Source organism: Bifidobacterium breve DSM 20213 = JCM 1192, from assembly GCF_001025175.1.
Classification (GTDB): Bacteria; Actinomycetota; Actinomycetes; order Actinomycetales; family Bifidobacteriaceae; genus Bifidobacterium; species Bifidobacterium breve.
This window is the reverse complement of sequence record NZ_AP012324.1, coordinates 1,000,463-1,021,648: the sequence shown is the minus strand read 5'-3', so window position 1 is coordinate 1,021,648 and position 21,186 is coordinate 1,000,463. Positions and strand designations below refer to the sequence as shown.

The 21,186-nt window shown below is 60.6% G+C and carries 20 protein-coding genes; 9 read left to right on the top strand and 11 right to left on the bottom strand.

Annotated elements, in window-relative coordinates; all coding sequences use genetic code 11:
* Position 1: 1 nt before the first annotated feature.
* The 3 genes from BBBR_RS04270 to BBBR_RS04260 all read right to left on the bottom strand — a co-directional run bounded on the left by BBBR_RS04270 (position 2) and on the right by BBBR_RS04260 (position 4,507).
* A complete protein-coding gene (locus BBBR_RS04270) occupies positions 2–1,219 on the bottom strand; it encodes an FtsX-like permease family protein (protein ID WP_025262940.1) in 1,218 nt (405 codons plus the stop codon).
* Positions 1,220–1,315: 96 nt separating this feature from the next.
* The gene (locus BBBR_RS04265) at positions 1,316–1,711 is read right to left on the bottom strand and encodes a DUF4418 family protein (protein WP_003829220.1); all 396 of its coding nucleotides are present in this window, start codon (positions 1,709–1,711) and stop codon (positions 1,316–1,318) included.
* Between the two features lie 120 nt (positions 1,712–1,831).
* Positions 1,832–4,507, bottom strand: a complete 2,676-nt coding sequence (locus tag BBBR_RS04260) for an ATP-dependent helicase (RefSeq protein WP_025262939.1) — start codon at positions 4,505–4,507, stop codon at positions 1,832–1,834.
* 244 nt (positions 4,508–4,751) lie between these two features.
* Here BBBR_RS04260 and BBBR_RS04255 point away from each other — a divergent pair, with 244 nt between their 5' ends.
* Both BBBR_RS04255 and BBBR_RS04250 read left to right on the top strand, forming a co-directional pair.
* On the top strand, positions 4,752–5,333 hold the full coding sequence (locus BBBR_RS04255) for a xanthine phosphoribosyltransferase (protein WP_003829216.1): 582 nt from the start codon (positions 4,752–4,754) through the stop codon (positions 5,331–5,333).
* 147 nt (positions 5,334–5,480) lie between these two features.
* A complete protein-coding gene (locus tag BBBR_RS04250) occupies positions 5,481–6,845 on the top strand; it encodes a nucleobase:cation symporter-2 family protein (RefSeq protein ID WP_003829213.1) in 1,365 nt (454 codons plus the stop codon).
* Between the two features lie 129 nt (positions 6,846–6,974).
* Here the strand turns inward: BBBR_RS04250 and BBBR_RS04245 are convergent, their stop codons facing one another.
* From BBBR_RS04245 to BBBR_RS04235, 3 genes are all read right to left on the bottom strand, one after another.
* Positions 6,975–7,184, bottom strand: coding sequence for a helix-turn-helix domain-containing protein (locus BBBR_RS04245; RefSeq protein WP_003829211.1), 210 nt, complete (start codon positions 7,182–7,184; stop codon positions 6,975–6,977).
* 6 nt (positions 7,185–7,190) lie between these two features.
* The gene (locus tag BBBR_RS04240) at positions 7,191–7,451 is read right to left on the bottom strand and encodes a DUF2975 domain-containing protein (protein WP_003829200.1); all 261 of its coding nucleotides are present in this window, start codon (positions 7,449–7,451) and stop codon (positions 7,191–7,193) included.
* Positions 7,452–7,591: 140 nt separating this feature from the next.
* Entirely contained in the window at positions 7,592–8,413 is an 822-nt protein-coding gene (locus BBBR_RS04235; RefSeq protein WP_003829196.1) for an alpha/beta fold hydrolase, read from the bottom strand.
* 526 nt (positions 8,414–8,939) lie between these two features.
* Here BBBR_RS04235 and BBBR_RS04230 point away from each other — a divergent pair.
* The 3 genes from BBBR_RS04230 (at position 8,940) to BBBR_RS04220 (ending at position 11,308) form a co-directional block, all read left to right on the top strand.
* On the top strand, positions 8,940–9,872 hold the full coding sequence (locus BBBR_RS04230; protein ID WP_032738177.1) for a hypothetical protein: 933 nt from the start codon (positions 8,940–8,942) through the stop codon (positions 9,870–9,872).
* A gap of 109 nt (positions 9,873–9,981) precedes the next feature.
* The gene (locus BBBR_RS04225) at positions 9,982–10,596 is read left to right on the top strand and encodes an isochorismatase family protein (RefSeq protein WP_003829190.1); all 615 of its coding nucleotides are present in this window, start codon (positions 9,982–9,984) and stop codon (positions 10,594–10,596) included.
* Positions 10,597–10,687: 91 nt separating this feature from the next.
* On the top strand, positions 10,688–11,308 hold the full coding sequence (locus tag BBBR_RS04220; protein ID WP_003829188.1) for a Type 1 glutamine amidotransferase-like domain-containing protein: 621 nt from the start codon (positions 10,688–10,690) through the stop codon (positions 11,306–11,308).
* A gap of 195 nt (positions 11,309–11,503) precedes the next feature.
* Here the strand turns inward: BBBR_RS04220 and BBBR_RS04215 are convergent, their stop codons facing one another.
* Entirely contained in the window at positions 11,504–12,724 is a 1,221-nt protein-coding gene (locus BBBR_RS04215) for an MFS transporter (protein WP_025262936.1), read from the bottom strand.
* A 215-nt stretch (positions 12,725–12,939) separates the two neighbouring features.
* On the opposite strand from BBBR_RS04215, the gene BBBR_RS11085 reads away from it, so the two are divergent.
* The gene (locus tag BBBR_RS11085; RefSeq protein ID WP_225851428.1) at positions 12,940–13,113 is read left to right on the top strand and encodes a hypothetical protein; all 174 of its coding nucleotides are present in this window, start codon (positions 12,940–12,942) and stop codon (positions 13,111–13,113) included.
* Here the strand turns inward: BBBR_RS11085 and BBBR_RS11080 are convergent.
* Positions 13,110–13,541 carry an SGNH/GDSL hydrolase family protein gene (locus BBBR_RS11080; protein ID WP_223261661.1) on the bottom strand — a complete coding sequence of 144 codons (432 nt, stop codon included), beginning with the start codon at positions 13,539–13,541 and terminating at the stop codon, positions 13,110–13,112. The genes BBBR_RS11085 and BBBR_RS11080 overlap by 4 nt on opposite strands.
* Between BBBR_RS11080 and BBBR_RS04205 the strand changes: the two genes are divergently transcribed.
* On the top strand, positions 13,540–15,018 hold the full coding sequence (locus BBBR_RS04205) for an ATP-binding protein (RefSeq protein WP_015438736.1): 1,479 nt from the start codon (positions 13,540–13,542) through the stop codon (positions 15,016–15,018). The genes BBBR_RS11080 and BBBR_RS04205 overlap by 2 nt on opposite strands.
* 4 nt (positions 15,019–15,022) lie before the next feature.
* Here the strand turns inward: BBBR_RS04205 and BBBR_RS04200 are convergent, their stop codons facing one another.
* The 3 genes from BBBR_RS04200 to BBBR_RS04190 all read right to left on the bottom strand — a co-directional run bounded on the left by BBBR_RS04200 (position 15,023) and on the right by BBBR_RS04190 (position 18,787).
* Entirely contained in the window at positions 15,023–16,462 is a 1,440-nt protein-coding gene (locus BBBR_RS04200) for an ABC transporter permease (protein WP_003829180.1), read from the bottom strand.
* Positions 16,449–17,687: an ABC transporter permease gene (locus BBBR_RS04195; protein WP_003829179.1), complete on the bottom strand. Its 1,239-nt coding sequence runs from the start codon at positions 17,685–17,687 to the stop codon at positions 16,449–16,451. Before BBBR_RS04195 ends, BBBR_RS04200 begins: the two co-directional genes overlap by 14 nt.
* Before the next feature lie 116 nt (positions 17,688–17,803).
* Positions 17,804–18,787 carry an ABC transporter ATP-binding protein gene (locus tag BBBR_RS04190; RefSeq protein ID WP_025262935.1) on the bottom strand — a complete coding sequence of 328 codons (984 nt, stop codon included), beginning with the start codon at positions 18,785–18,787 and terminating at the stop codon, positions 17,804–17,806.
* Between the two features lie 385 nt (positions 18,788–19,172).
* Between BBBR_RS04190 and BBBR_RS04185 the strand changes: the two genes are divergently transcribed.
* The gene (locus BBBR_RS04185) at positions 19,173–20,525 is read left to right on the top strand and encodes a sensor histidine kinase (RefSeq protein ID WP_003829177.1); all 1,353 of its coding nucleotides are present in this window, start codon (positions 19,173–19,175) and stop codon (positions 20,523–20,525) included.
* On the top strand, positions 20,525–21,178 hold the full coding sequence (locus tag BBBR_RS04180) for a response regulator transcription factor (RefSeq protein WP_003829171.1): 654 nt from the start codon (positions 20,525–20,527) through the stop codon (positions 21,176–21,178). Before BBBR_RS04185 ends, BBBR_RS04180 begins: the two co-directional genes overlap by 1 nt.
* Positions 21,179–21,186 lie beyond the last annotated feature (8 nt).

Sequence of the window (21,186 nt, the reverse complement as noted above, 5' to 3'; positions counted from 1 at the left end):
GTCACTCCCCTTCTCGCAGGGTCAGATAGGCTTCGGGGCGGCCAAGTCGCCACATGGTCAGCAACGAGCCGACAATGCCGATGGCGGTTGAGCACACAATAGTTATGGCAATGAATCCGATAACGACGGCCGGTCCGGCTTGCAGATATGGCAATTGCAATTGTTTGCCGATTAGCGAACTGAATGGGAAGATCACGAGGCTCGCCACGCCTACGCCGATTACACCGCCAATCAGTCCGATAATGGCCGATTCCTTGAGAATGATGACGTTCAACATGCCACGCGTGGCTCCCATAATGCGCAGGGACGCGAACTCGCGCTTGCGTTCGTTCGCCGAAGAGGCGAATACGGCGAGCAGCACGATCACACCCATCACCCAGATCACGGCCACGAACACCTTGAGGTAGGTGACCAATGCGGTCAGCGAGGTCTTGGTATTGGCGGTGATGCCGCCAGGATACACGTAGCCCAGATCGGCGAATCGGGAGTCAATGCGTTTGATGTTCTCGGCCACGGTTTGCGCCTCATACCCCTGCTTGACCTTGATCATCACGGTGGAGACGGCCTTGCCCGCATATTCCATGGGCATGACCTGCTTGGAGACCTTGGACGATGCGGCGACCATGTCGGGCACAGTGGCCTGGTTGATGAACACCGAATTGTCGAGGCTGGTGCCGGTATTGGCCAGCTGAGCGATCACCGGCCATTTACGGCCGTATAGCTCAATGGTGCCATCGGTGGACACATTGACGTTCGCGCCGGCGATCATCTTGCCGTCTTCGAGGGTGCCTTTGAATTGGGACGCAACCCATGGCTCGATAACGAAGTCGGTGGACGGGTCGTAGCCGATGATCTGCAGTTTTTCGTCGCAGCAGGCGGCGGCCAGTGACGATATGTAGGTTTGTTCGCTGGCTTGTTCGATGCCATCCGCTTGCTTGACCTCAGTGGCGATGTCTCTGGTGAAATAGAACGTGCTGGGGTTGCCGTTGGTCAACAGCGCTTCGGCTTTCTGCGCGGTGTCCTGAGGCACAACCATCAGGTCGGCGCCGAGGCGCTTCTCCATGCTGGTCATACCGGTGTTGAGGTTCATGGTCAGCATGGTGCCGCCGAAGAATGTCAGCGCAAGAATGGTGACGACGGCGAGCAGGGCGCCGGTGCGGAATGGCTTACGCTTGAGATTTTCAAGCGGCAGGCCGCGCAATGCGATATGCGATGGCACGATGGGGGTCCTTATCGATTATGGTGCGGTTGCAATAAGCGAGACCGGAACCCGACTCCTGGAATGAAATCGGACCCCAGTCACACAAGGTCAAGTTCAGTGCTTGGCCGCTCGGGAATCGAGCCAGATGGCGACAGCGGCGAATACGAGAGTGAGTACGCCGAGCACGATAAGCGTGGGCAGCATGACCATGCGGCAGTGCATCATGGCGCCCTTGCAGATGCCGATCAGGAAGGTGGGCACAGCAAGCAGCAGCAACGCGTTAGCGATGGCGGCGATGTTCAGACCAATACGGACCTGGGCGTTGCCGAACAGGGCCACGACGCCGAGCACCAGAATCACAACGCCGATACCGGTGGCGGCCTGCTGCGAGTAATGGCAGGCACCCGGCATGTCATGGCCGGTGCAAGCGTGAGCAAAGGTCTGGGGTGCGATGGCAATAAGCGCACCGAACAGAATATTGGGCACGGATGCGAACAGCTTGTTCTTCATAACTTCCTTCCTCTCCCCTGCTACCAGGGGTTCGTGAGCACAACCTCCGCATTATGACCACAGTGTGATGAGGAACACAAGTCTTGTTTTTTATGAAATTATCTGGTATGCGCTTTCAGCTCACAGCTTTTCGATCGGTGCCACGCGGAGCATAAGGCGTTTGACTCCAGCGGAGCCGAAGTCCACGGTGATGACCGAATTGCGGCCCTTGTCCTGCGCGTCGGTGACCTTGCCGAGACCGTACTGGTCGTGGCTGATCATGTCGCCCACGGCAAAGTCAGAGATATTCAGTCCATTATCTTTAGCGAGCTTGGAACTTGGCATGGAAGATCCGGCGGAACCGGACTTCGGCGTGGTGTGGCGCGTAGTGACCTTGCCGGCACGAGTGCCGCCGGACGCCGGACCGGAACGGGAACGAGAACCATATGAAGAGCCGGAACCCGAACCATAGGACGAACCCGAGCGCGAGCGGGAACCGTAGGAGGAGCCGGAACGTGAGCCATACGATGAACCGCCCGAACGGGAGCCATAGGACGAGCCAGACCCATAGCTTGACGAGCCGTAATGAGATCTCGAGCCATACGACGAACCCGAACCGCGAGAGCCGAATGTCGAGGACCCACCGAACGTCGTACCGCCAAAATCGTCATCATCCCAGCCGCCGTAATCGTCGGCGAATCCATCGGATTCCCAGTTGGCGCGCATGCGTTCCACGCCGGCCTCGCGGCGTTTCCAATCGATGAGCGAATCGGGGATCTCGTCGAGGAACTGGCTGGGCATCATATCGGCGGCCTGCCCCCACTGGGAGCGTACGGCTGCGCGCGTGACATACAGGCGCTGCTTGGCGCGGGTAATACCCACATAGGCAAGTCGGCGTTCCTCCTGCAGTTCGGTGGTGTCCTCCATCGAACGCGAATGCGGGAATGTGCCCTGTTCCATGCCGGTCAGGAACACCACCGGGTATTCGAGGCCCTTGGCCGTGTGCAGGGTCATCAGCGTCACTTTGCCGGAATCCTCCGCCTCGCCGGGCAGCTGGTCGGAATCGGCCACGAGCGCGGTGGTCTCCAGGAATGCGGATAGCGTGGCGTCGGGCGTGTTCTGCTCGAACTCGGCTGCGGTGGACTGCAGCTGGGAGAGGTTTTCCAAACGGGAGGCGTCCTGCGGGTCCACGGACTTTTCCAGCTCTGCACGCAAGCCGGACTTCTCCAGCACTTCGGCCACAATCTCGCTGGGCTTGGCGTCATGTGCTCGCGTGAATTGCGAGAGCTCACCCATCAAATCACGGAAGGCCTTGAGCTGCGTGGCGGTACGCGTGGGCACGTCCTGAATTTCATCCAAATGCATGAGTGCATAGAAGAAGCTGGTGCCACGTTCGCGCGCATAGGCGAGCAGGATGCCCTCGGCACGATTGCCGAGCCCGCGCTTGGGCACGTTCAAAATTCGACGCAGGTTCACGTCATCATCCGGGTTGACCAGCGCCTGCAGGTAGGCCAGCGCGTCCTTGATTTCACGGCGTTCGTAGAACTTGGTGCCGCCGACGAGCTGGTACGGCAGCCCTGCGTTGATTAACGCCTCTTCGAGCGAGCGGGACTGCGCGTTGGCGCGATACATAATCGCCATGTCAGAGTAGGCGATATCTTCTTCGGCGTGCAGTCGGGCGATTTCGGTGGCCACCCACTGGGCCTCCTGCTGGGCGTTATCCGCCGCGTAGCCGACGATTGGCTCGCCTTTGCCGAGTGCTGTCCACAGTTTCTTGGGCTTGCGTCCCTCGTTGTTGCTGATCACCGCGTTGGCCGCGTCCAAAATGGTCTGCGTCGAACGATAGTTCTGTTCGAGCATGATGGTCTTGGCGTTCGGGAAGTCCTGTTCGAAATCCTGGATGTTGCGGATGTCGGCGCCGCGGAAGGCATAGATGGACTGGTCAGAATCGCCCACGACGGTGATCCAAGCAGGGCCGGATTTGCCTGCGTTCGGCGAGCCCGGAATAGCCTTCTCCCCTGTGTCCACGCCGGCCAGCTCGCGTACGAGCACATACTGGGCGTGGTTGGTGTCCTGATACTCGTCGACCAGAATGTAGCGGAAACGGTGATGGTAGTACTCGGCGACGGCCGGGTCGGTGCGCAGCAGTTCGACCGTGCGCCCAATCAGATCATCGAAGTCGACGGCGTTGGCCAGAGCGAGCCTGTGCTCGTATTCGGCGTATATCACCGCGTAGATGGCTTCAAGGTCGCCCACCGTGCCGAACTGGTAGCCGCGCTGGCCGGGCGTGAAGTCGGGCGCATGGACGGCGAGGTTTTCCTTCCAGCCGGTCAGGTTGTTTTTCAGGTCGGAGATGTGGCCGAGGATCGAACGCGGGGTGTAGCGCTTGATATCGAGGTTGAATTCGGTGGCGATGATTTTGACGAGTCGCTCGGAGTCGGCGGAATCGTAGATGGAGAAGCCGGATTTGAGGCCGATGGATTTGCCGTCGCGGCGCAGGATGCGCACGCAGGCGGAGTGGAAGGTGGAGACCCACATACGCTGGGCCACCGGGCCAATCAGCGAGCCGAGTCGTTCGCGCATCTCGACGGCGGCCTTGTTGGTGAAGGTGATGGCCAGGATCTGGCTGGGCCATGCGCCGAACTGGCTCAGGATCCATGCGATGCGTCGGGTGAGGACTCGGGTTTTGCCGGAACCGGCGCCGGCTCCGATCAGCAGCGCCTGGCCGCGGTATTGCACGGCTTCGGCCTGCTGCGGGTTCAGGTCGCCTACGAGTTCCTGCGCGCTGCGGGCGATGACTTCCGGCTCGTCGTACACTGTTGCCTCCCTTTGAATCGCGACATTCATGTTTACCACATGCACGGGTCAGCGTCGGTGTGACGAACCGGCCCGGGGCTGGGCGGCCGGCGGACGGTTCCGTTACAAGCGAATGACGTTCCGACGGCCGACGGTATCACTCGGCGAAGAACCGCCGACATGCCGCCCCTCGCATCGGACAACGTACACTTGCAGATATCCATATCATCCATATCGGTTGTGGCACACGATGGCAGGAGGTCCGATGCAGGAACTTGAGGAACGAATCCAGAGCGAGGGAACGGTAAAGGCAGGTGACGTGCTCAAGGTGGACGCGTTCCTGAACCACCAGTGCGACGTACGTCTGTTCGACCGTATGGGAGCCGCGTGGGCCAAGCATTTCGCCGGCAAGCACATCACCAAAATTCTGACCATCGAAGCGTCCGGCATTGGCATCGCATGCGTGGCCGCCCAGCATTTCGGCAATGTGCCGGTGGTGTTCGCCAAGAAAGCGCAGTCCATCAATCTGGACGGCGACCAGTACACCACCACCGTGTACTCCTTCACCAAGCAGAAGGAATTTCCGGTGATCGTGTCCAAGAAGTATCTGAATGCGGGCGACCATGTGCTGCTGATCGACGATTTCCTGGCCAACGGCAAGGCGCTGCGCGGCCTGATTGATCTGTGCAAGGCGGCCGGCGCCACGGTCGAGGGCATTGGTATCGCCGTGGAGAAGGGCTTCCAGGGCGGCGGCGACGCGCTGCGCGCCGATGGTTACGACGTAGATTCGTTGGCCATTGTCGAATCCATGGATCCCGGAACCGGCGAGATCACCTTTAGGCACTGAGGACTATTGCCCGCTCCCGCTGGCGGGAGCTGTCACGACAGTGACTGAGGGTGGTTCATCTTGACCGCAGACCACCCTCAGTCGGCTACGCCGCCAGCTCCCGCCAGCGGGAGCAAACACAAAAAGGGAACAGAGAGAAAGAGAATCATGTCAGAGAAGAAAACCAAGAATTCCATATCATTTGAGGCATTGTCCTCGCTGGACGCGCCCGTATCCTTCTGGAAGGGCATTCCGTTCGGCCTGCAGCATGTGATGGCCATGTTTGTGGCCAACCTTGCCCCGATCTTCATCGTCGCATCCGCCGCGAAGATGACGCCGGCCCAGTCGGCCACAATCATTCAGGCCGGTCTGCTGGTGGCAGGTCTCGGTACCTGTCTGCAACTGTATGGCGCGTGGCTCATCGGCTCCCGGCTACCGATGGTCACCGGCATCTCCTTCACCTACGTGGCGGCCGCCGTGGCGATTTGCGCGGACAAGGGTTATGGCGCGGTGGTCGGCGCGGTGATGGTCGGCGGCCTGCTGGAACTCGTGCTGGGCTTAACGGCCAAATATTGGCGTCGGTTCGTGCCGCCAATCGTCTCCGCCATCGTGGTCACCTCCATCGGTTTCTCCCTGCTCAACGTGGGCGCCACGAGCTTCGGCGGCGGCAGCGGCGCCAAGGACTTCGGCAACTGGCAAAATCTGACGCTCGGGCTTATATCATTGGTCGCCTGCTTGGCATTCCAGCTGTTGATGAAGGGCACGGCCAAGCAGCTGTCCGTGCTATTCGGTCTGGTGGTCGGTTACGTGGTGGCCATCTGCATGGGCAAGGTCGATTTCTCCGGTTTCCAGAACCTTGCCATTGTGTCTGTGCCGCAGATCATGCCATTCAAGCCCGAGTTCGACTGGGGTTCGATCATCTCCATCGGCCTGCTCTATGTCGTCTCCTCTGTTGAGGTGCTGGGCGACACCGCCGCGCTGACCAAAGTGGGTCTGAACCGTACGCCGACCGAACGCGAGACTGCTGGCGCCATCGCCGGTGACGGCCTTATCTCCACCGTCTCCGGCCTGTTCGGCTGCCTGCCGCTGACCTCCTTCGCGCAGAACATCGGACTTGTGGCCATGACCAAGGTCGTCAATCGTAAGGTCATTCTTTCCGGTGGCGTAATCCTGATTTTGGCGAGCTTCGTGCCGGCCATCGCCGAGGTGTTCAACTCGCTGCCGCAGGCTGTGCTCGGCGGCTGCACCATCATGATGTTCGGCAATATCATTCTTTCCGGCTTCCAGATGATCGCCGAAGCGGGCTTCACGCAGCGCAACATCACGATTGCGGCGCTCTCGCTGACCATCGGCATCGGCTTCACCCAGGTGAGCGACATCTTCGCGCAGTTCCCGGCCCTGTTCCAGCAGATCTTCGCCTCGAACTGCATCGCCGTGGCGTTCGTGGTGGCCGTGATCCTGAACGCCGTGCTGCCCAGTGAGGAGCATTTCCTCTCCGCGCCCAAGGAGGCGTCGGTCGCGGACGCCGAGTGATAACAACGCGACATATCAGCTGCGCATAATCACATGATGATGCCCTATCGTCTTGCAGGATGATAGGGCATCATTGATTTTGGGAGAGACTACAAGTTGAACCATGAGTTCGAGCCGGTGGCGTGTCGATCAATCGTCATCTTCCCATTCGAGGATGTCTCCGGGTTGACAGTCGAGCGCCTTGCAGATGGCGTCCAATGTGGTGAAGCGGACGGCTTTGGCACGTCCGTTCTTCAGAATGGACACGTTGGCGGGCGTGATGCCAATTTGTTCGGCGAGCTCGCCGACGCCAATCTTGCGTTTGGCCATCATGACGTCGAGATTGATGCGAATCGTCATCTCAAATCACCTGCTCGAGTTCGCTCCTGAGCCGGACAAGGAGAACAGTTTCCATACGGCCACGAACGCCGCTTCGATGCAGAGCAGGAACAGCACGCCCATAATGAGATATGGCCAGTGCATCGACGTCTGGCTCGGGTAGAGGCCGGCCAGCGCGCCGCTCAATCCCGGTACAGCGAGTAGTTGGCCCCATAGGCAGGCCAGCCAGACCAGAATCACGATGGCTTTCAACGCGAGCAACACCCATCGGTTCATGTAGTTTTTCATAGCCCGGTCCTTTCAGGTGCCGACGTTTTTGACGACACCGCGAACATCGATATGACTATATCGAAAAACGATATACCATGCAAGGTGTATTGCGTCAACTGGCATTGGTCGCTCGTATACATATAGGCTTCGGCAGACCGTCATCTCAACGGAGCGAACGCCATATGAGCCACCCATTCGCGTACAAGCGTGATGACGGCTTCGGGTTGGTCGATGTGCGCGTTGTGACCGGCATTGTCTAGCGTCACGAAGGTGGCGTTGGGATAGTGCGGCAACAGGGCTTGCTGGTCTTCGTATCCGACGATCTGGTCTTGTTTGCCGGTGACGATGAGCACCGGACCTGCATATGTGCCGAGTGTTTTCTCGGGGTCGTCATCCAGCCAATAGCGTTGATCCAGTCGTTCGCACGCCGAACGGTCACACAACGCCACACCAGGCAAGATGAACCGCTGGTAGCGCCGCCATGCATCGAATGACTGGTTGACGCCCATGGTGATGAAGTCGAACACCTGTTCCTGTGGCAGGGAGTGCGTCAGTCTGGGATTGGGATTCGCAACCACGTGTTCGGCCACATGCCGGCCGGCATGCTGCGGGTCCACAACCGGCGCGATCAGCGCCATGCCGGCCACTCGGCGAGGTTCGCGCGCCAATACTTCGCGGACAAGCGCACCGCCCATCGAGTTGCCGACCATGGCGAATGGGGTTGCTTTGCCGACAAGGCCGTCAATGACCGTTTGCAGCCAATCAGCCATTTCCGGCAGTCCACAGGCATTCTCGGGCAGTGCCGGCGTACGCCCAAAGCCGGGCAGGTCCAGATATATGCGGCGAATCGAATCATTGCCGTCGAATGCTTCATCGAGCATCATCAGCGAACGATGGTCCACACCCATGCCATGCACAAACACGACGGACAATCCATTATCATTGCCCTCGATGGCGTAATACGGCTGCGGCTGTGCCATACGTTCCTCTCTCAAACCGGGACTGGGTGTATTTCACACAATAGCGTCTACGGTTCCTTCGCCGCCGAAACAGTTTCGAACGGCATTCTCGGTTTCAAGGGGCTGATTCTGTTATCCGGGAACATCTACTTCCACTTCGAGGGGCTGGTCGAAGCTCAAACCAAAAGTAGAAACGGCGTAACGACAACGCCATCCCGCCATTTTTATGATCTGTCTACTTAACCATCCGCCCCTTGGAACGGAAGTAGATGTTCTGGAAATGGCGAATCAGCCCCTCGAAGCGGAAATAGACGATTGCAACCCAGATTATCGATCTTGGCCACGCTGAAACACGGACATTGGAACATTCTTCTCGGTTCGGCTTGTGCGAGAGTCAAAGGGCGTGGAGAATTATGGCAAAGTCATCGGTGCTATGAGCATTCATCAGGCAGATATGACACTCTGACTGGTGGTGATCAGATTGACGTGACGATATGACATAGACGCGCAATCAGGCGAAGACCGATAAGGCCAGGAAGGAGGCGAGATGGTTCGGCGAACGCGATACCGGGCTCGTCGCCGCTCGGGCGGCAGATGGGTGCTGGTGTTTATCGTCGCTTGCGTCATCGTCGCGATTCTGGCCGCGCTCATCTATCTGCCACGCATTTTCTTTTCCTCCGGCACCCCTTCCCGCGCCTCCGACGACGCCTATTGTTCGGCGAAACCAGCCGACGGCCCAAGCTATTCCCTCATGCCGGAACAGGCCCAGAACGCGGAGCTCATCGCCAACATCGCCATCAATCGCGGACTGCCGGATCATGCGGTGACGGTGGCCATCGCCACGGCCATGCAGGAATCGCGAATCACGAACCTTTCCTATGGTGATCTGGATTCCATCGGACTCTTCCAACAGCGGCCGAGCCAAGGTTGGGGAACCGTGGAACAGGTGTCCGACATGACGTATGCCACGAACATCTTCTACGACCATCTGATGCAGGTGCCGGACTGGGAGACGATTCCCATCGAGGACGCGGCCCAGGAAGTGCAGCGTTCAGGATACCCGGATCTGTACGCCACATGGGACGCCATGGCGCACGCTTGGGCTGCGGGACTGACCGGTGAATTCGGAGCGACTATTTCATGCGCGCTGGAGCCGGCAACATCGTCGGATGCCGATGGGCTTATCGCTGCGCTTCCTGTTGCCTATCCGAGTGTTACCGCCGCTACTGCGCCTGCAACTGCCGAGGGAAACGGTAATAATTCATCAAACGGTACGACAATCACCGTAGCTCTGCCCGACGGCCTGTCCGCAGACGACCACAATCGCCTGTGCTGGCAAGTTATGGGCTGGCTGGTCACGCACGCACGTCAATACGGCATCGACGCATTGCACGCGAACGGCATGGACTGGAATCGCAAAGACGGTGTCTGGACAGGAAACGAAACCGTCGAGCAGACCATCACCGTCACATTGGTCTAATCAGGCAATCAAACGTCTAACTTTTGACGAATCCGGCACTCCCCTATTCAGCAATAAACCATTAAGATAAAAGCACATTACAGGCCTATTCAAAAGAAATGGGGAATCTATGAGCAAGGCGTTGATTGTGGTGGATGTGCAGCCGACATTTTGCGAGGGCGGTGAACTGGGTGTTGAAGGTGGCAACGCAGTCGCCGAGCGCATCGCCGATTATGTGAATGCGCATCGTGGCGAATACGCGTATATCGCCACCACGCAGGATTGGCATATCGAGCCAGGCGCTCACTGGTCGGCTGAGCCAGATTTCGTGGATACATGGCCGAAGCATGGCGCGGCCGGTACGTCGAACGCCGAACTGCATCCGGCGATCAAGGCGCTGGGCGTCGAGCATCATTTCAAGAAGGGCCAGTATTCGGCGGCATATTCCGGGTTTGAGGGTATCGAGGACAATACTGACCGCATCCAGACCCGTGAGGAGGTCTCGGCTGAACAGGCCGCCGGCAAGACACTAGCCGACGCGCTGAAGACGGCCGGCGTGAGCCGCGTGGATGTGGTGGGCATCGCCGAATCGCATTGCGTCAAGGACACCGCGCTCGATGCCAGGAAGCTCGGTTTCGAGGTCACCGTGTTCGAGGACCTGACCGTACCGGTCAGCGAGGAGCTCGGTGTCGCGGCCCGCAAACAGATGGCGGCAGCCGGCATCGCGCTGGTCGAGTCGCGCTGATCGATTCGGATATACCCGCAGCGAACGCATAGCTGTTTCCACATATTCAGGACTTACACTGCCGCATAGTCGATGTGTAAGGAAGGCGATTATGGTTACGATGCTGCTGACTTCGATGTTCCATAACGTCTCGCCCACCGTGCATGAAATCGAGCCGCGGCCACAGGGCAAACGGGTCGTCTTCATTCCAACGGCGAGCGCTGTGGAACCGTGGGGACCGGCTCGTACGGCATTGAGCAAACACGCGCTACAACGGCTCGGCTTCGAGGTCGAACAACTGGATGTGGAAAACATGCCGAGCGACTCCGCCGAGGACATCACCCACAAAATCACCGAGGCTGATTGCATCTATGTGGGCGGCGGCAACACGTTCTTTCTCCTGCAGGAGTTGCGCCGCACCGGTGCCGACCGGGCCATCATCAATCAGGTGCGCGCCGGCACGCCGTATATCGGCGAGTCCGCAGGCTCGGTCATCACGGCACTCGACATCGGCTACATCAAGCTCATGGACCGCACGGACAAAGCCCCCGATCTCACCGATTACACAGGATTGGGCCTGGCTGATTTCCACGTGGTCCCCCACCATCATGCAGCGGCCATGGGTCACGCCGCACAACGCATTCTCGACCGGTATGGTGCCGATCTCAGTCTCAAGCCTCTTACCAACCGGCAGGCCCTGCTCGTCAAGGATGGCAGAACCCGGTTGCTGTGATGATGCGGATCGTCGGCCCGTCGCCCATTCGGCATCGCCGTGGTGTGTCCGGCCTGATATGCCTATCGAGCGGCATCAATCACACAGCAATGTGGCTGGGAACCTCGCCGAACGTCAACACCTGCGTACATCAGCACGGCAAAATCTGCCGAAATCGCCCGGCGCACGAGATGCCAGCCGGCCCCATCCGTCACCTCAGTGCCGTACCGGGCCAGGCATGGCCTTGAGCAACGGGATGAATCCGGCGCACAGTACCAGGGCCACGACGGCGAGTATCTGCCAGTGGGCGGAGCCGAGCCAACCGCCCCACGTGCCGACGGCACCGCCGATCGCATACGCGAACCTGGCACGGCCGCTGAATTTGGCCAGGTCACCACCGCTCAGCAGCAGTTGTCGCGATACGATCACGCCATGCGCCAGCAGGCCATAGCCGAGGTTGTTGATGAGCCATCCGACGCACACCGCGGCAAACTCGGGAACCAGTACGGCGGCAAGGGAAATCGCCGTGGCGATTGCCCCGATGGCGGACACGGCGTGCATGCCGAGTTTTGCGGAGAGCCGCATGTAGACAAACGATCCGATGATGCTGCCCACGCCGCCGAATGCGTAGACCACGGTCAGCATATCGCTGCCGTACCGGGAGCCGATGCCCAGCAACGCATAGCTTGCCCACAGCGACGGAATCAGCGCAAGCAGCAGCGATGCGATCAGCAGTCTGATCCGGGTCAAGCGGGTGACCGGAGTGCGCTGCGGCGCGTGTGACGTGTCGGCCGCCGTGGATTCGTCGGCGGAGCCGTCGCCGTCATCGCCGCCCGCACCATCGTTGCCGAATCCCGGCATGAACTTGCGGGTGCGGAATCGCGTCAGCGCGCAGGCAAATGACAGTGCCGACGAGGTGAGCAGCATGGCCATGATGGAGGCGTTGGCCAAGGCCGATCCGGCAACCTGGCCCAGCAACGTACCGGCCACGCTGGCAATCACGGCGACGTAGCCGCTGTACTTGACGAGCATGTCATCGTCGTCGCCGGCCGCATCCACCTCGAACACTTCGGAGGCCACGTCGATGACCTGCCCGGTCATCAGCAGCAGACATGACAGGGCCAGCAGCAGCCACTTCCAATACGTCCAACCGTTGGGCACCAGCGCGACCGCCAAGCACAGTACGCCTTCCACGCCCTCCGTGGTCGCAAGCGAACGGAACGAGCCGAACCGCTGCACGATCCATGCGGATACCGGAGAAGCGAAGTCGATGACCAGATTGAACGTCTTGCGGAACGCGATCACCCATGCCGGCAGTCCGACGATCAGAATCGAAGGAATCACCGACCCCTCGAAAATCGCGTTGGACAGCATCGAAAACGTCATACCCACCAACGCCCATCGCAACGCCCTGCTCAATACCGATAATCCGCGCATACCCTAATTCCTCGTCCTTGCTAGTGTAACGGAATTATGACTTCTCAATCGTCCCCCCGCTGTCTAAATGAAAGTGCAACACCCTTTCACTGGTTATCTGGACAATCTCCAATCTAAAGGGTGTTGCACTTTCATTTAGACAGCGCCCCCCATATCCGCATGTCACTGCTGCTATCATAATGAGCCAGTAGACGCCTTTAAGCGTTCTGACAACCATGGAATCGAAAATCGCTATGCACATCACAGAACAGCACTGCCAAGGCAAGAGGTCTGACCAGTCGCTCAATGAGGACGGGCTGATCATCACCGATGGTTTCGCGGCAGTGGTGGATGGAGTGACCAGCAAAAGAGTGCACCACCTTGCCGGCCTTGTTCTTGGCCGCGTCTAGCACCGGGGTGATGTCAGCGGCCCATTTTCACGCACCGAACATCCGGCGAGCATGTCGTTGCTGCCCACGCACACGATCAGCACGTCCGGCCGGTCGTTGATATCGCCAATCATCCGGTAGCGCACGCGCCGGGCGGTCGCGCCGAGCTTGCCGACCGTACGCCAGGCCACCGGCCGACCGGTACGCTTGGCGACGCGCGCGGCAAGCAGCGGCATAATGCCTTTCGACTGGCCGTCCACGCCACCCAACATAGTCCGCCCGCCTCGACCGGCCGATCTCGTCAGTGAACACGCGGAATCGAACCCTACATCGACGTTCGTTTCGTCTGGTTTGGCCCATGAATTCTGGATGAATTGGGGTGAACCGGCGGGGCTGGAGGCGAGCGGGCGGCGGATTATGGGGCACAATGGTGTCAAGGAGGCCGCCATGGTCGATGACTATACTGCCAAAATGACTGAGCTGATCGAACTCATGCGTCTGATCGGCAACGATACGCAGCAGTGCGAGGTCAAGGAATGCAAGCGCAAGATCTCCTCGACCATCACCGATACGCTGTCCGCGTTCTCCAACGGCTCCGGCGGCTGGATCATCCTTGGCCTGTCCGAAAAGAACGGGTTCACGCCGGTCGAGGGATTCGACGCGCGCGCCATGCAGGAGGCGCTGAGCCAGGCGTGCGAGAAGATGACGCCGGTGGTGCGGCCCGTGATCGTCACCTGCCCGTTCGAAGGCGCGAATCTGGTGTTCGCGCGCATCGACGAAATGCTGCCGCGCGATAAGCCCTGCTTCACCACCGCGCTCGGACCGCACGGCGGCTCGTTCATCCGCACCGGCGACGGCGACCGGCGCATGACCTCCTATGAGGTCGACCGGCTCATCGAGGAGCATCTGCAGCCCACATACGATCTGGATATCGTGCCCGGCGCCACGACCGATGACCTCGACCCGCAGCTTGTTGCCGGATTGTTGGCGCGCGTGCGCGAACAGCATCCGCGCGTGTTCGCCGACCGAGATGGCATCGATGTGCTGCTGGATCTGCAGGTGTTGCGCCATGATGATTCCGACGAGTCGGAGGTCGGCGGAATACTGCGTCCCACCTTGGCCGGACTGCTGGCGTTGGGCCGCTATCCGCAGAAGTTCTATCCGCGGCTCGGCATTTCGATAGCCGTGTTTCCGGGGACGAGCCGGGACGATGTGTTCCGGGGCGACGAGCGATTGGTCGCCTCGAAGTCGGTGGTCGGTTCGATTCCGGTGATGATCGACGATGCGGTCGACTCGTTGATGCGTTGGATTGGCGCGAAGAAGCCCGATTATCCGCCGCTCGTGTTGCGCGAGGCGATTGCGAACGCGCTCACCCACCGTGATTATTCGCCCGATGCGCGCGGCACGCAGGTGCATATCAGCGTGTTCACCGATCGCATCGAGATCACCAATCCGGGTGGCCTGTACGGCATGGTGACACATGACGTGCTGGCGAGCCCGCATCCGGTGACGGGCGCGCCGTTCGTCTCCACCCGAAACCAGTTCCTGTTCACGCTGCTGGAGTCCACGCCGTATCCGGGCGGCGGGTTTGTGAACCCAGAAGGCGGCGACGGCTACCAGCGCATCGCCGCCGCGTTGCGTGAGGCCGGCATCGAGCCGGCGACCACGCGCAACGACATCAACACGTTCACGATGACCATCACCAAGCAACGCACGATGGAGAACAGTTCGCCGGGCGACGTGGTCAAGGCGATTATGACCGTACTGGAGCGGCATTCGGCGATGAGCGTCAAGGAGATCATGCGCGAACTGCAGTTGACGCCGCTGGCCGCCACATCCGGTATGCGCGAGCTGATGAAGGAAGGGCGGGTCGCCCGAGTCAAGTTCGCCGACGACTCGGTACAGCGGTATCGGTTGAAAGGCTGATTTCTCACTCGGCCAGCTGCGTGGTGGCAGGCGCGGCCAGGGCGGGGCGGGAGCGGCGGAACCGGCCGGCGGCCAGGCCGATGCAGATGAACATCACGCCGAACAGTGCGACCAATCCCAGCGAGCCGGCCCAGCCGGCGACGCTTATGCCGGTTTCCTCCGCCGTGCCGAAGCCGAGCGCATTGTCGATTGCTCGGCAATACCACCAGCCAGGCAGGAACTTGGCCATAGTCACCATCACGGCAGGCATCATGTCGATCGGCAACGCAACTCCCGACGTGAACATGATGAGCAGGCCGAAGATATTGGCGAATCCATTGGCAGCCGCCTCCGAAAACCCGAATTCGCTGAGCATGAATCCACAGGCGACGGTCATCAGCGCATATACGCAGGTTGCGCAGAACGTCATCAGCACTCCCCCGACGCTCAGGTGCAACGGATCGAGTCCCGCCGCCATCATCAGACCGATCGAGAGCACCAGATAGCCGACGCATACGACGAGCGCGAATCCGCCCAACGTCAGCAACCGCTGGAGTCCCATCGACGACATACGTTGCGGGGATGCGGTGAGACGACGGCGAACCTCCCCGGTGGTGAATGTGCCCAGAATCATTGATCCGCAGACGGTCATCGCCAAAAACAGCGGATGCAGCGCGGTTTTCATGGTGTTGCCGAATCCGCTGGCCGCCATGTCCGAAGCACTTTCCGCGTCCGCGCTTGCCGTGTCGATCACAGCGACCTTATGGTTCGCGTCCATGTCACTCGCCGATGCGGCAGCCGCTTTCGATGCCTCGAACAGATCGCCGACGCTGGGTTTCTCAATCTGACCGGCCGGCAGCATATCAAGCATGTCCTGATTCGAGAATTCACCAAACCCGCCCATGCCATCTTCAGACGAATCACCCGCAGTGTCTCCAATGTCGATGCCGGCCATAGCTGCGAGCGCCGCACTATCGACCGTCGTATGCGAGCCAATCAGTGCCGTACGCGTGAGTGAAAGGAACCCGATGACGTTCATCCGGGCCATCGAGCCTGCGCCGGACGTATAGCTGGTGACCGTGTCCACGCTTGGTGGATTCTCGCCTGTCGCCGCGGCATCAATGAAATCGTCGGCGAAACCATCGGGGATGATGACGATCAGATCCACCCAGTTCGAGGCGACGGCTTGTTGCAGAGTTTCACTAGCATCGTCAACGTTCACCAGTTCGCTGGAATCCGACAGGTATGTGCGCATCGATGACGCGATGCCGCCCCTGTCCGAGTCTCGATCGATGACGGCGACACGCATTTTGGCCGGCTCGAATGCCGCGGCTGCGGAATCGGATGTGCCAGACAGCATCGACCAGCTGATAGACAGCATCATGATGCCCACGAACACGAGGTAAATCAACAGGTAGGCCCTGTGCGAGAACAGTACACGCAATGTGGCTTTACAGGTGTTCATAGCGTTGCCTCCTCAGCATTGCGATGCCAGCCAAGAGGAATACCGCGCTCATCGCCAGCAAAATGGCACAAGTGGTGATGAACGGCTGGTAGCTGTCGTAGTACAAAATGTCGTAAAACAGGTTCGTCACCTGTTGCGCGGGGTTGATGGTGCCGAGGATGGGCGCGTTGCGTGCTATCCAGTCACTGATCTGCATGGCGAAGCCGCCGTACAGTCCGGTGAACAGCGACAATATGCAGGCGATTCCGCTCGACAAACCGTATTTCGTGTCGTAGGAAAGCTTCGGTACCGCGCCGAGCAGGGTGCCTGCTGAGCTGGTCATGAACGAGGCGATGATGACCGCGAGGATCGCCGCCGGTTCGCGTCCGCCGAGCGAGACGTTGCAGGCGAGCCGGATATAGGCCAATGCGATGGACAGGGCGACCGACGAGCACAGCCAGCAGGAGAGGAAGCCCGCGACGAGCTGTTTGGCCCGGCTCAGCGGCGCTACGGTCCGCCGTATGCCCAGCGCGGACAGGTTCGCCTGTGCGGCGGCGACTGTGCTGATGGAGTATCCCATGGCCATCATGCAGGACATGGCCAGCAGCGCGTAATAGTATCGGGCGATCTCGTCAGGCTGGAAATGCGTGAGCGTCGTCTCATGGGTCATGTCGACGTTCTGCCCGACGCTGTTCCAGAAGTTCCGGCTGAGCGCGGCCTGTGGATTGTCGGCGATGGTCTGCCGGGTAACGGCGTCGGTGCGGTTGTACAGGTCGATGACGCCGCGCAGGGCCGCGAGGCTAATGTCCAGTCCGCTGTTTTGCGTGGAGTCCTTGGCTGTGACGGCGGTTTCCCGGCTCACGGTCATCGCCAATCGGCCGTTATTGTCGGCGGTCAGATAGCCGTTGGCAGTGCCGTCGGCGAGCCGTTGTTCGGCCTCCTTCACGGTGTCGACTGTGGTGATGGTCAGCAGCTTTTGGTCGATTCCGGCGTAGGTCGTGTCGTCTGAGGCCGATTCCGTTTCCCCGGCCAGCGCGTCTACGAAGGTGCGGGCACCGTCCGCCTGCTGCCAACGGGTGTCTTCGATGACGGCCATCGGCACCGGCTTGAGTTCGTATGCTTCGGCCAGCCCGCCGAACAGTCCGTTGAACATGGTCGCCAGCACAATCGGGAACACGGTCATCCAGAACAACGCCGACCGGTTGCGCAAGTTCGCTTTCAATGCGACCAGAAATGTGGTCCACATGATGTCTCCTTACCTGCTCCCGCTGACGGGAGCTGTCGGCGAAGCCGACTGAGGGTGGTTGTTGCAAGGCCACCCCCACTCGCTTCGCGGGAGCCCCGCTAGCGGGGGCAAGATTGTTAGTCCCTTAGCGCCTTGCCGGTGAGTTCCAGGAATACGTCATTGAGGGTGGGCGGGCGACTGGTCAGGTGGCCGATGTTGGCGCCGGAGCGTTTCACCGCGTCGAGCACGTCGGTCAGGTTGTGTTCGCCGCGACGGCATCGCACGTCGAGTTCCTTGCCGTCGTAGGTGGCTTCGATCACGCACGGCAGCGCACGGACCTCGGCCATCGCCGAATCCGCCAGATCGAGCGTTTCGATGGTGATGCGCTCGCCCGTGTCGATCATGTTCTTGAGCTCGTCGGCGGTTCCGAGCGCCAGGTGCCGGCCGTGGTCCATGATGAGGATGCGGTCGCAGATCTGTTCGACCTCCTCCATGTAGTGGCTGGTGTAGATCACCGTGGCGCCGGCCTGGTTGAGCCGCTGGATGCCTTCCAGAATCGAATTGCGGCTTTGCGGGTCGACGGCGACCGTGGGTTCGTCGAAGAAGATCAGGTCAGGCTTGTGCGCGATGCCGCAGGCGATGTTCAGGCGTCGCAGCAGACCGCCGGACAGTTTGCCGGGCCGGAACTTGCGGAAGTCCTGGAGTCCGACGAATTCGATGGACTCCTCGACCAGCGGCGCGCGGTCGGTTTTCTTCGGCACGTACAGCGAGCAGAAGTAGTCGATGTTTTCGGTGACGGTCAGTTCGTTGAACACGGCCACGTTCTGCGGCACGATGCCGATACGACGTTTCAGCGCGTAGGAGGTCGGCGTCATCGGCTGGCCGAACACGCGAATCGTGCCCGAATCGTAGGTGAGCAGCGCGAGGATGCAGTTGATCGCGGTGGTTTTGCCGGACCCGTTCGGTCCAAGCAGCCCGAAAATCTCGCCCTGGTTCACGTCAAGGTCAAAATAGTCGAGCGCCACCATGTCGCCGTAGCGTTTGACCAGTTGGCTGACGTGCACGGCCAGAGCCGGGTTGGTTGTCGAGTCGTGTTCGGAAGCTCTGTTGTCGGTTGTCATAGTCACTCCCTTCCTTGGCGATTCCATCATCCCAAGAAGGGGCCGGACGCCGCCACAGGCAAACGTCACGACTTGGCCGTACAGGCGTGACATTTGTCATTACAGTCCTTCGGCGTCGGTCTGCATGGCCTTGTACACCTTATCGACCGGCATCAGGCTGATCTCGTCCATCGAATAGTTGGACGCCCTGTGGCTTTGCGTAATCATCGGTATCATCCCTTTACGGTTGTGTCGACGACATCCGACGCTTGTGCCTCATCTATTCGGGAAGTGTAAGCCCGTTGTCTTGGACCGTCATGCGGGTAATTCCGCACGCCCGTCAAGTTCGTCGTGTTCCGCACACCGCTAGACTGGTGGTGGAAGAGCGTCGAGCCGGGGAGGTGCCATGCGCGTGTTGGCCGAGATGGGCTTGCTACTCGTGTTGGGCCTGGCTTTGGCCTGGCTTGTCGGGCTACGGTCCGATGGCGTGTTCATCGCCGGCCTGCTGTTGGCCGTTTCCGTCGCCGGATTGGTGGAATGGCTGCGTCCCGCGCAATGGTCTTGGGTCTTGTGTACGGCGTATCTCGTCATCGCCGTGGCGGTGCCTTCATGGTGCGCGTTCATGCCGCTCATCGCCTACGATACTGCACGGCTGCCGGCCCTCGCCTCGACCGGAGCCCGGGCTGGGGCACGGACTGCGGCAAGTGGCCGCTCCCCCAGTGTCTCGCGGACCGCGGCCTCTCGCCGTTCCCTTGCCGATGCAATGCGTTCGGCCCCGTGGCTTTCGGCCGCCGCGCGCTGGATATGGGTGTTGCCGCTGATCGCGCTCTGGTTCGCCCGTGGCACCGACCGTCTCCAGACGCTGGTGATGACGCTGGTCGCCCTGCTTGGATTCGTTCTGGGCCGGGCCCGCGCCTCCTCGGACGAGGCGCGGCGCGCGTTGCTGCACGCGCAGGACAGGGCGCGCGAATCCTCGCGGGCCACTCGTTCGCGCATCGCCGACATCGATGAGGAACGCGCCCAGTCGATTCGCATGGCGACCCTCGGCGAGCGCACGCGTATCGCCCGGGAGATCCACGACAATGTGGGCCATCTGCTGACCCGCGCGATCATGCAGGCGCAGGCCGGCAAAACGGTGGCCAAGGCGACGAACGATACGGTCGCCGCGCAAGGGTTCGCCACGTTGGGTGCGACGTTGGATGATGCGATGACGATGGTGCGCCGTTCGGTGCATGATCTTGAGGATGACGGCACTGATTTCGCCGCGCAGATCGATGATGCCGTCACGTCGTTCGACGGCATCTCCCCCGGTTTCGCCGTGACGCTGGCCAACGATATCGCCAAGGCGCCTGCGCCGGTCTCGCGCTGTTTCGCGACCGTGATTCGCGAGGCATTGTCGAACGTGGTGCATCACAGCGCGGCGCGCGAGGCGAGCGTGACGTTGCGTGACTTCCCCGCGTTCTGGCAGTTGGTCATTCAGGATCCGGGGCCGGCCGTGTCCGAGTCCGATGGGTCCCGGACGGCCGCTGCCCGCCCGCGTGCGATGCGCGCCACGCACGTCGGCTCGCGACTCGCCGCCGACGGCGTTGCCGATATGCGTGGTTCGGCCGATGAGCTGATGCGCGGCATGGGTTTGGCGGATATCGAATCGCGCGTGCGCGCCCTTGGCGGCACCGCGGTCTGCGGGCCGTATGAGGACGGCTGGCGTGTGTTCGTATCCGTGCCGAAGAAGCGTTGGACCATGGAATCGAGGGATTGATGAGAATCGCAATCGTGGATGATGATCCGATCGTCTGCCAGTCGTTGGAGACGATTCTGACGGCCACCGGCACGGCCGAGGTGCTATGGACGGCAAATGACGGCGATACCGCCGTGCGCCGTTATTTCGAGACGCCGGCGAGCCGACCGGACGTACTGCTGATCGATATTCAGATGCCCGGCACCAGCGGTTTGGATGCCGCGCGCGAGATTCTGGCCACGGACCCGGCCGCGCGCATACTGTTCCTGACCACGTTTGCGGACCAGTCGTATATCGCGCAGGCGATGGGGCTTGGTGCCAAGGGCTATCTCATCAAACAGGATGTGGCGACGGTCGGGCCTGCGCTGCAGGCGGTGATGGCCGGTCAGGTGGTGCTCGGCGCGGAAGTGCTCGGCAAGCTCACCGAACGGACTCCGAATCCTGCCGATTCCGACGATTCCAGAGATACCGCCGATTCCATCGAGGGCCTGCTTGGCGAGCGCGAACGTGAGATCACCGCGCTGGTCGCCGAGGGCCTCGATAACCGCGACATCGCCGCCAGACTGTTCCTGAGCGAAGGCACGGTCCGCAATCGCATCAGCGCGATACTGGACAAGCTCGGCCTGACCAATCGCACCCAACTCGCCATCCTCTGGCTCAACGCCCATCGGTGAGGGGCCTT